At 36.6% G+C, this 10,819-nt stretch carries 10 protein-coding genes; all 10 read right to left on the bottom strand.

From position 1 onward, the window contains the following. Window positions 1–140: 140 nt before the first annotated feature. The 10 genes from ACFFIS_RS13215 to spoIID all read right to left on the bottom strand — a co-directional run bounded on the left by ACFFIS_RS13215 (window position 141) and on the right by spoIID (window position 10,698). A complete protein-coding gene (locus ACFFIS_RS13215) occupies window positions 141–434 on the bottom strand; it encodes a hypothetical protein (protein WP_320380259.1) in 294 nt (97 codons plus the stop codon). A gap of 346 nt (window positions 435–780) precedes the next feature. Continuing rightward, window positions 781–1,200, bottom strand: coding sequence for a 3-hydroxyacyl-ACP dehydratase FabZ (fabZ, locus tag ACFFIS_RS13210; RefSeq protein WP_320380260.1), 420 nt, complete (start codon window positions 1,198–1,200; stop codon window positions 781–783). Window positions 1,201–1,548: 348 nt separating this feature from the next. Then, window positions 1,549–1,956, bottom strand: coding sequence for a DNA-directed RNA polymerase subunit beta (locus tag ACFFIS_RS13205; RefSeq protein ID WP_320380261.1), 408 nt, complete (start codon window positions 1,954–1,956; stop codon window positions 1,549–1,551). Window positions 1,957–2,211: 255 nt separating this feature from the next. Continuing rightward, a complete protein-coding gene (locus ACFFIS_RS13200; RefSeq protein ID WP_390187946.1) occupies window positions 2,212–3,039 on the bottom strand; it encodes a flagellar hook-basal body protein in 828 nt (275 codons plus the stop codon). A gap of 142 nt (window positions 3,040–3,181) precedes the next feature. Beyond that, window positions 3,182–3,982 (bottom strand): flagellar hook-basal body protein, encoded by an 801-nt coding sequence (locus ACFFIS_RS13195; protein WP_320380265.1) that lies wholly within the window; start codon window positions 3,980–3,982, stop codon window positions 3,182–3,184. A 35-nt stretch (window positions 3,983–4,017) separates the two neighbouring features. After that, the gene (locus ACFFIS_RS13190; protein WP_320380266.1) at window positions 4,018–5,019 is read right to left on the bottom strand and encodes a rod shape-determining protein; all 1,002 of its coding nucleotides are present in this window, start codon (window positions 5,017–5,019) and stop codon (window positions 4,018–4,020) included. 672 nt (window positions 5,020–5,691) lie between these two features. Continuing rightward, a complete protein-coding gene (gene spoIIID / locus ACFFIS_RS13185) occupies window positions 5,692–5,973 on the bottom strand; it encodes a sporulation transcriptional regulator SpoIIID (protein WP_320380268.1) in 282 nt (93 codons plus the stop codon). Window positions 5,974–6,844: 871 nt separating this feature from the next. Then, window positions 6,845–7,885 (bottom strand): AimR family lysis-lysogeny pheromone receptor, encoded by a 1,041-nt coding sequence (locus tag ACFFIS_RS13180; RefSeq protein ID WP_390187945.1) that lies wholly within the window; start codon window positions 7,883–7,885, stop codon window positions 6,845–6,847. Window positions 7,886–8,491: 606 nt separating this feature from the next. Then, window positions 8,492–9,373 carry a stage II sporulation protein SpoIIQ gene (gene spoIIQ, locus ACFFIS_RS13175; RefSeq protein ID WP_390187944.1) on the bottom strand — a complete coding sequence of 294 codons (882 nt, stop codon included), beginning with the start codon at window positions 9,371–9,373 and terminating at the stop codon, window positions 8,492–8,494. Between the two features lie 176 nt (window positions 9,374–9,549). Beyond that, on the bottom strand, window positions 9,550–10,698 hold the full coding sequence (gene spoIID / locus ACFFIS_RS13170) for a stage II sporulation protein D (protein WP_320380272.1): 1,149 nt from the start codon (window positions 10,696–10,698) through the stop codon (window positions 9,550–9,552). Between the last annotated feature and the right edge of the window lie 121 nt (window positions 10,699–10,819).

The following is a 10,819-nucleotide window of genomic DNA, read 5'->3' as shown; positions in this document are numbered from 1 at the left end:
CGCGTCACCACGGACACCCTTGCGTTGAGCTAACCGCTACTTCTGTCTTCACGGCTCGGGACTTTCACCCTAGAGATTACACCCATGCCGGGCGCACAATAAAAGAGAGCATTACAAGGAATGCCCTCAAAATAGATAGTTTAACGATTGTCGTCTTTATCTTTGTCTCGATTTAAATCATCTTCTACATCATCTTTTAGATCGTCACCTAAATTATTGTCGTTATTATCGTCATTTAGGTTCGTATCTGTACCACCATCGTTGTTATTCATGTCATTGTTATCTGTACCTTGGTTATTGTTGTCTGTGCCTTGATTATTATTATCTTGAACCGGTGGATTATTATCGTTGTTATCATCATTATTTGTACCACACGCGGCAACCAATGACAACGCTAAGAAAGGAACAAACAAACGTACGAGCCACTTTTTCATGTTGATCTCACCCTCCTTTTTAGTCATCTACGATTTTAGCTTGCCCGATATTTACAATGTCATGCAAAAAACATATGAAAAAACTCATACCTTTTAAACAAGCATGATAAAATGAACTTCAATCAATCGTTTTTTGCACTTCCCGTACTGTTTGCGCATTGGGATTCAGATTTGTTTCCCCACTAACCATTCTTGAAACCCCTCACGTTTTTAAAATAGCGGTCTAATAGCCAATTAACCTCCCTTAGATCCCTCAGATAAATTCAAATGTCCCGTAACTAAATGATACGTAAAAAATTAAAAAACTAGCCCTCATGTTGGGCTAGTCTCCATATATATCGTATAATTATTTAATTGCAAATATAATTTCAGCTTCACAAGCTAATTCGCCGTCTACTGTCGCTCTTCCTTTTCCTTTTCCAATAGGACCTTTCATACGCGTAATTTCTACTTCCATTCTGAGCTGGTCTCCTGGTTTTACTTCGCGTTTAAAACGGCATTTATCAATACCTGCTAAAAAGCCTATTTTGCCTTTATTTTGTTCCATACCTAATACTGCGATTGCACCAACTTGGGCAAGTGCTTCCACTATGATTACACCAGGCATTACGGGATACTCCGGAAAGTGCCCTTGGAAAAATGGCTCATTTACAGTAACGTTTTTTAATCCAACTACACGTTTACCTTCTTCTACTTCTAACACCTTGTCTACTAATAAGAATGGATAACGATGTGGGATGGTTTCTTTTATTTCTTGAATATCCATATATAAATTCCCCTTCCTCTATTTTTACGACGATGTACGTTGCGTTGAACGTGCTGAAATGCTTTTCATTATTATAACAAATAGTAAGGATAAAATGGAATGGAATGTTCAATTCTTATATATTGTGGAACTGTAATCAACACAAATTTTTCGTACTTCGCCTCATAATATTAAGTTGAATGAATCTTGCTCTTATTAGCTGTTGATGTCACTTGTCATGCTTTTCATGCCCGCAAATTTTTGAGTCATACACCATTATAGTTAAGTCCAATAAAAAAAGGCTTGCATGACCATGATATGTCCTTCATAAAGGGGTCTTTCATGATGAGCAAAACCTCATAATAGTCTTTATTCTTTTTTCTCCACGATATCAACAATGTGCAACCATGTTTCTTTATTTAATACGTCGGATGGCTTGCCGTCACCGATAATCCCGTATCCAACCATTAAACCAAGGATAAGTGCTCCTACTACTAAAATGAGGACAATGATGATCCGCAGCCAAATTGGAAAAATCCGTAGGCGTACCTTCTTATTTTTTCTTTTCTCCGCCTTTTGCTTTTTCCGTTGCTCCGCCCTTGTTAACTTTTCCGTTTTAGGCGAGGTTGACGCTTCTTCTTCCAATCGTCTACTTCTGCTTCGGCCCGTATGTTTCTCTGCAACTGGCTCCACGGTTTTCTTAGTAGTTCTTTTTGTCTTTTTTACTTGTACCCGTGTCTTTTTATTTTCCGCCGTTTCCAATTGTTTCGTACCCATAGGCTTGTTCTCCTCATTTCTAACTTCCTCAAGCATTACCTTATCGAGGTTGTTCTTTAAAAAGTAAGACGAACATAGCACCTTGACTTTATCGACCTTGATTCTAGTTCGTTACCTTTTAAACGATACATATACGTACTATTTATTTTCCGCGGCCATCATACTCCATGTATGACCGTGTGAAACACCCACATCATTCATATGATTCAAGTTGATACATTATGAATCATTCCACTTTAAATGGAGAGCACAATATTATCTAAGTTGATTAATCATGCCTAACATTTGATCACCCATTGAAATCGTACGGGCGTTAAATTGGTAAGAACGTTGTGTTAATAACAAATCTGTCATTTCCTTAGACATGTCAACATTAGATGTTTCTAGTGTTTGACTTTGCAATAAATCACTATTTCCTGGTGCTGCTTGAAAAATAGGACTATTATTTTCATCTACTACATTTGGGATTCTAAATTCATTATCCCCTATTGCTTCAAGTACATGTGGTTTTGATGTTTCAACGATGGCCAACTGACCGACAACTTCCCCATGTCCATTCCGCTGTGCTAAAATCTCTCCATTTGGTCGAATGGTAATATCATCAAATCCAGATTCGATTGTGATCGGTCCATTCGTTCCTAATACTGGATCACCATTTTTTGTGACAAGGGAAACAGCATCATTATTTTCATTTGGCTGCAAATAAAATGCTCCATCTCGTGTATAACGTGTTTCCGTTACGCCATTTTCTGTAACATTTACTTGGAAAAAGTAATTTTCCCCAAGAAGTGCGGTATCAAGAGCGCGGTTTGTCGTCACGAAAGATCCCTTCGCATAGTTCGTTTGAATTGAACCTAGTCGCGTACCTGCTCCAACACGAACACCATCAGGCGTCAAGCGTCCTACTCCATTTGCTTGTTCATTTTTCATATTATCTATTTGTTGAAATAGAAGAGATGAAAATTGTGATTGTCTACTTTTATATCCCGTCGTTTGACTATTCGCGATATTATTTCCAATCACATCCATTCTATGTTGTAATTGACCCATTGAAACAGCAGCTTGAATCATAGCGCGTGACATGTCGATCACCCTCCTTATATAAATATCCGTCTTTTTGAAAATTACTTTTCCAAGTAAACATGCAAATGTTACCCGTAGTTGAATCATGCAATCATAAACGAATAGAAGCCTTCAATGGAGCCTCTATCCCGTTTATATTTGATTAAAACCGTGCAATATCGTTTACTGCTTTACCTAAACTTTCATCGTATGCTTTTAATACACGTTGATTTGTTTCAAATATACGGAAAGCTTCCATCATTTGTGTCATCGATTGTAAGGAATCAACATTTGATTGTTCCAAAGAACCTTGCTGGACATGGAATGTAGCCCCTTGTGGTACTTGTTCCGTTTCACCGGAGAATAAGTCATTTCCTTCTTTTGAAAGTTCTAATGGGTTTGCCGCATAGCGGATTCCAAGTTGTGTCATTTGCCCATCAGCTTGAACAAGTCCTTCAGGTGTTACCGTAAATTGAACGCCATTCGTTTGAATTGGATTTCCAGCCTCATTTAGCACATAATATCCTTCATTTGTAACAAGATAGCCTTCACTGTCTACCGTAAAGTTACCGTTTCTTGTATAACGAACATCACCTTGTTCATTTTGAACGGTAAAAAAGACACTACCTTTTTCATCTGGAAATTGACCATTTACAAGTGCTAAATCAGTCGACATATTTGTCTCACGTAAGTCGCCTTGCGCAAAGTTAGGTACAAACTCTTGAACATATACGCCGGTATTTAATGAACCAATTCCTTGACGTTGTGCGATTTGATGTCCATCTTTAGTCGGAATGTTTTTGCTTCCCATTTGTTGTATTAATAGTTCAGGAAAGGCTCGTAATGTCGCTTGGTCAGCTTTATAACCTGGTGTATTTGCATTTGTAATATTGTTTGATAATGCTTCTTGATGTCTTTGCTGCGCAATCATACCACTTGCAGCTGTATAAAATCCTCTTAACATCAAACGAACCTCCTTAAACTTGTTCCCATTTATGATTAAATAATCTTTTTACGATCGATTTTATCAATATGTTCTAGCATCATTCCTGTTCCTTTTGCAACACAGTTCATTGGTTCTTCCGCTAAAAAGACAGGTACCTTTAATTCTTCAGCTAATAACTGATCAATGCCATGAATCAATGCACCGCCACCTGTTAAGATGACACCACGATCAATAATATCTGCTGATAACTCTGGTGGTGTACGTTCTAAAACTGTTTTAGCTGCATTAACAATTAAATAGACAGATTCACGTAATGCGGCTTCTATTTCTTTAGAATGAACCGTAATTGTCCGAGGTAAGCCAGTCACTAAATCCCGACCTCTAATTTCCATTTCCTCCGTACGTCCATCTGGAAAGACAGTAGCCACATTAATTTTAATGTTTTCAGCTGTACGTTCACCAATTAACAACTTGTATTCTTGTTTGATATATTGAAGAATTTCTACATCAAATTTATCCCCAGCCATTTTAATCGATTCAGCAGTTACGATATCACCCATCGATAAGACGGCAACATCTGTTGTTCCACCGCCGATGTCAACGACCATGTTTCCACTTGGTTGGAAAATTTCCATTCCAGCACCAACTGCTGCAACTTTTGGCTCTTCTTCAAGATAAACCTTTTTTCCACCTGATTTTTCTGCTGCTTCCTTAATTGCCTTTTGCTCTACTTTTGTAATGTTTGTTGGACAGCAAATAAGCATCCGAGGTTTGGAAAGAAATCCACGAACATTAATTTTATCTATGAAATGCTTTAACATTGCTTCCGTTACATCAAAATCTGCAATTACACCATCTTTAAGTGGACGAATTGCTTCAATATTTCCTGGCGTACGTCCTACCATTCTTCTTGCTTCTTCACCTACTGCCAGTACACGGCCTGTGTTTCTATCCATTGCCACAACTGCTGGCTCGTTTAAAACAATTCCTTTTCCTTTAACGTGGATCAACACATTGGCAGTCCCAAGGTCAATCCCTATGTCCCGAGAAAACATGAATCGTAATCCTCCTCGTATTTACTCTTGCATCAATAATGATACACAATGCAACTATTATATTATTTTACCACAAAGTTCTCCAATTAACTGCAAATTTCGCGAAAACATTTTAAAAATGTTTTGCTGGGGTCAGACCCCCATCAAAAAATGGGATATCGTTTGCATATACGATACCCCATTCTTTTGGTTAAGTTATTTTTTTCTTAGCCCTTCACCTCCAAAAAGGCGGAAAAGGTTTATACATATTAAGTACATCAAAATTATATTTCTATTTTTATTATACTTTTAGACTTGTATTTACTAGGTTTCTTTCTCTTTTTACATCCCTCCATTTTCCAGCATAATCATTTCAATCTTTTATTCATCCCGCTACTTACGAAGCACCACTCATATTTCCAATTCATAAAAACAGCCATCGTTCTCATCAAGCGCTCGTATTATACATGAACCACCCCCTTTAAATAAGGGTTCTCTCCCAAGAGTATGATTTGCTATTTTCCGTTAAAAGGTTAGCACTATTCTTATTAATGGGACATGAATGCCACAATGTTTAATATCCTATCACTTGATAAGTATGTGACAATTTCATCCATATACAGACCACTTATGCAATGATTCACTTTCAATCAATGAGGCAGGTAATTTTCTCACCAAACTTTGTGCTATTTATTATTTTACCGGGGCTTTATCGTGTTCCTTTTTTGATTTTAGTTTATATTTTTTTCTTGTTGCTTCACCTCCCCGCAGATGACGAATTGATTTGTGATATTCAAGTATTTCTTTTACCCTAGCAGCTAATTCTGGGTTTATTTCCGGTAATCGTTCCGTTAAATCTTTATGGACCGTGCTTTTTGAAACACCAAATTCTTTCGCTATCATACGGACAGTCATCCTCGTCTCCACGACATGTTCCCCTATCCTGATAGTCCTTTCTTTGATGTAATCGTGCACACCGTTTCTCCTCCCTATGATGAATATTTCCGAGGTGCGGGTTGAGACAAGGTCATCTGAAATAAATTTAAACAAACGTTTGTTTCACGTATGTCTTTTCAGATTTCTCATTAAATCCAGAAAAGAGATTATTCATGGTGGCTGCTATTTACATGTGGGAGCAAATCTTTTATTCGATTTTCAAATTCCATTTCAGTAACTAATGATCCATCTTTACAAAAGGGCTACTTTCATTACGGTTTTCTTTTTGTATGAACATATAAGTTATCATGTTATAAGTAAAAATATGAGTTGCCACTCAAGCTCTCACCTCAGACGATACTGAATACTTGGTTTGTAACATTTTATTATGAGTTCGAATGGAATATGAATAAAATTACCCGGTTCTTGTTGGGATAAGCTTTATTCTTTCACATAACATATCTGTTTGCACCGTACCCTTCATCCTGATTACTTGGGGAAATGATGCAATACGGACTTTTGGGCTTATACAAAATGAGTACGCGCATACAGCATCTTCATTCCATACGCTATTGTATTGTGTAGTTTCAGCAATTAGAACGTTCTACAAACTTTTTCATGAAAACAGAAAAATCCCAGGTGAGCGTGTACAATGTACCTCTCACCTGGGATTTCACGTTTTGTCTTTCATGCCATGCACATTAATCTGATTGTCCTAACTCCGGGTCGGCAAGTAAAGTAGTACCACCTGGAGCGACTGATAGTAGTAATGCACCAACTACTAGCACTGCAAGACCAAGCTTTTTAACTTTTTTCATATTATCCCCTCCCCTTTTTAAGAATTATATATGAAGGTTTTATCCTGATGTAACAAATTCAGAATTTCTACATAGCTAGTGCTACATGTTGATTAGTAGTCTAGCTTTCTTAAAGCATTTAATGGTAGTCTACTGAAAAAATAATCACTGCGCTTTTCGATAAAATAATTGTAAGATCTAACAAGTATATTTTTATCTTGCTTTGCCACGCCTAGATAATAAAGATTAAACGGAGATTCCATCGGTAATGTTTCTAATATTTTAATTGCCTTTTCATGATTACCTTTTGCAATTTCAATATGAGCTTGTTCACTTTTATCATTTGTTTCAATCCCATCAACTTGTCCAAAATGTGCTGACAAAAATGGAATGTTGTTATTATCAATCATTTTGCTGTATTCAAAGGCATTATTTTTCAAAAATAATCGTTTCGCTTCGTTTAAATGGTACATCCCTTGATGATACGTATCAAATGTATACGTCAATCCTAGGTTCGTATTTATATTAGCCTTTGTTAGTTCGTTATTCGTTTCTGTCAATGCTCGAAATGCATACTTTCTAGCAATAATTAGTTCATTCCTCATCCAATAATAAATAAATAATTGTTGGTGAAGTCGAAACTGAAAACAAGATAATAAATAGCGATCTTCAACTTGGTCAAACAACTCAGGCTGTATATCTAGGAAATTACCAATATTTCCAAAATCCTTTACATCTTGGTATAAAGCCAACTTGGATAGCTTTATCACACATAGTAATTCAGGCTCACCATTCTTTAGTTGCGTAAATTGCTTGATGAGTGCAGCTGGGGATTGTTTGTTAGTACGCCTATCAAGAATGAGTTGATAGACCTTTCCCCAATTTTGATTATTAGGATTATCCGATTCGATATTTATATTTACGAGTAACTGCAAATCCTCATATAGTCCGTTCACATATAAAAATTCTAATCCCTTTTTTTGGAATTCCGGGTTCATCGTCGTTAAACAAAAGTCTCGGATAATAGCGTTAGCTTCTTGGTTTGGATATTCATGCGTGATCAAAGTAATAATTTGTCCAAAATTTATATTTGGAGAATGTAACAAAAACTCAAATTGCTTCGGCATTGTGATTTTGTATGCAGATTTACACATAGTTAATTCCTTCCCAATATTTTTTAAATAGTATATGTATCTTATATACTCCCTTTTATGTTCGATATAAATTTGTAAGTAGTTTCTCTATGGAGTTAAAATAACGAAGGTTGAAAGTGAATTATTCTTAGGAGCATGTTGCGTATCGAACTTTCTGTTAATATGTATCATATCATGATTACCAATTTTTTCAACAACATTCGTTCGACAATTCTCGTGGGCTTTTCCCAATTTACAGCTGTTTTTTTTGTAGTTTGATGGGATAAAATGCATGATACTTGGGAAAGCCATACTTTATATTATTTGTAAAATATGTCGACCTTTCTCAAAAAATGTCATAATACTTTCCCTTTTTTTTATAACAAGTGAAGTGGTATGTAACCTTTTAACACCATTAGTAGAGTTGTTCATATCATCCATACGATTGTTAGGGAACGAATTGGAATTTTTCTAGCTGCTGATACGCTATTTACCCCCGCATATTTTTGAAGTGAAAGATATATAGTCAAGTAGCTTGCCATATAAACAAGGCCAATTAAAAAAGGAGACCGGAAATGGGGTCTGACCCCACTCCCGGTCTCGTGACTTTTTTATTATTGCGACGTTTTATTCTGTGTCTTCTTCGTTTGTTTCATCTGCGTCTTCTTCGTCGTCTGTTTTGTCTTCTTCATCTACTTTGTCTTCGTTATCATCTAGCTTTTCTTCGTCATCTTCATCCGTGTCTTCTTCCAATCCTTCTTCATCCGCATCTACATTTGCTTCTGTTTCGTCATCGGAATCATTTTCGATTACTTCTTCTGTTTCTAGTGATGCTAACTTACTGACCGGTTGATTGAAGAAAAGTTCTGGGTTCACTTCTTTCCCATCTTTTCTTAGCTCAAAGTGAACATGTACACCATTGTCTTTTCCAAACAAGTTTTTACCAGCTGTGCCTAGTGCATCTCCTTGTTTTACCTCATCGCCTTCTTTAACAGAAACTTCTCCAAGACTAGCATAATAAGTATGCACCTCGTTGTCATGATCTAAAACAACAACGTTACCTAGTAATGGATCTTCTTTTACTTCTGATACAGTACCGCTTAGCGATGCGATAACATCAAATTCTTCTCCGTCTTCAGATGCAATATCGATTCCCGTACTTTGATAGTAGCGCTTATTATAATGGACTAGTGCGTTTGCACGATCTTCTTCACTAGCATCATAGTCGAAGAATTTAGTAACGATTGTTGCTTCGTTATCGTCCTTGACCGGCATTTCAATCATTTCTTGCGGGTCCATTACCGATTGTGCATCTTTGTCATGTAAATTTGGAGTATATGAATCTCCTTCCTTACCAGCCTCTGGCATTTGATTGCCAACATTTTGGAACCAAATAACAGCTGTTAATAAAAGAGCAGCTACTACCAAATATACAGCTGGAAAAAACCATCTCTTACGATAAATACGACTCCATTTGTTTTGTGGAGTTCCTTTGTTTTCCTCTTTCATGAATCATCACCTCAGCAACCATTCTGTTCAGAAAGAGGAAAAACTATACATCCTAATCAAACTTTTTTACTTTTTTATGTGTTTTTTTAAAAAGATAGGACATATTAAGAAATTCCCGTGTTTTTTATATTATTTATCGTATTTTTATATAGTAGTTTATCATCTCGTCATGCAGGTCATCTCGACACTAATGCAGGAACCGAATCCGTCATTTTTGTAATTTCAATATCTTGATAATAATATTTGACAATCTCTTCATAAGTTTTTCCTTCTTGTGCCATTCCGTTTGCGCCGTATTGGCTCATCCCAACACCATGGCCGAATCCTTTCGTTGTGAAAATAAGATGATTGTTTTTTTGTTTCACTGTAAAGTCATTCGAACGTAAATTTAACTTTTCGCGCGCCACTCTTCCTGAAAACTTATGCTCACCAATTGTTATCTCCTTTACACGTTCACTTTCTGTTCGCGACACTGCAATCGGTATTTCTTGGTTTGCCGGTAATTGAATATTGAGCGCCGTGGCAACCTCGCCTATTTCCATTATCTTTTGGTCTAGGAACTTTGGTGAATCTTTATCCCATTCACTCTTTACACTACGTAAATATGGCAATTCATCTTTCCAATAATCCTCTGAATTCTCGGTAAAGCCATTACTTGTAGAAAAGAACGCTGGGAAGATAGGATTATTTTTATAGGTGAGTATTTCACCTTTTGTTGCATTTACAGCTTCTGTTATTTTTGACATCTTTTCATGGTAATCTGCGCCCCATTTTTTCTTCAATTCATCATCATTGCTATATACTTGATGATTCTCCGTATCTGTCACATCATAGCCATCTGGATTTTCTCCCTTTTCTTGGAGTAATAAATTGACGATAAATGTCCGCGCTGCTAATGCTTGTGCCTTCAGTGCTTCTAATTCGAATTCAGCTGGCATTTCATTCGCAATCACTCGTGATACATACGTTTCAAAAGGAACATCTTCTATATCCTCCGTTTGATGCCGCATTACACTTACTGTAACCGCCGCTTCCTCCTCTTCTTCCTCTGCTACAGTTTCTACGTTTTGCATCTTTTTTTCTATTGCAACTTGTTCGTGCGTATCTTTAGAAATAAATGGTAGCACCACTAAAGTAGGTAAAAATAAAATCATGCAAATGAGCCCTACTATTACAAGTCCTGGTAATTTCCACGCTCCCTGCTTACGTGTTTGGAAGGATTGTTTTGCCTTCATTGGGCGTTGATTAGTACTTTTTCTAATTTTTAATTTTGCAAGTTGCTTCTTATTCCACTTTTTTCGATTGAATGTTGGCCGTTTGTGCATCGTTATTTTCCTCCCTCATCTCTAGCATCTTACTATTAAACTTATACACAAACATAAAATAATAGAACTACTATTATTAATTGATTGCGTGTAGGCCGTATAGATAGCACCATTTATTTTT

This window comes from Paracerasibacillus soli, assembly GCF_042432965.1.
Lineage (GTDB): Bacteria > Bacillota > Bacilli > Bacillales > Amphibacillaceae > Paracerasibacillus > Paracerasibacillus soli.
The sequence above is the reverse complement of the archived record's forward strand: the minus strand, read 5'-3'. Positions and strand labels throughout refer to the sequence as shown.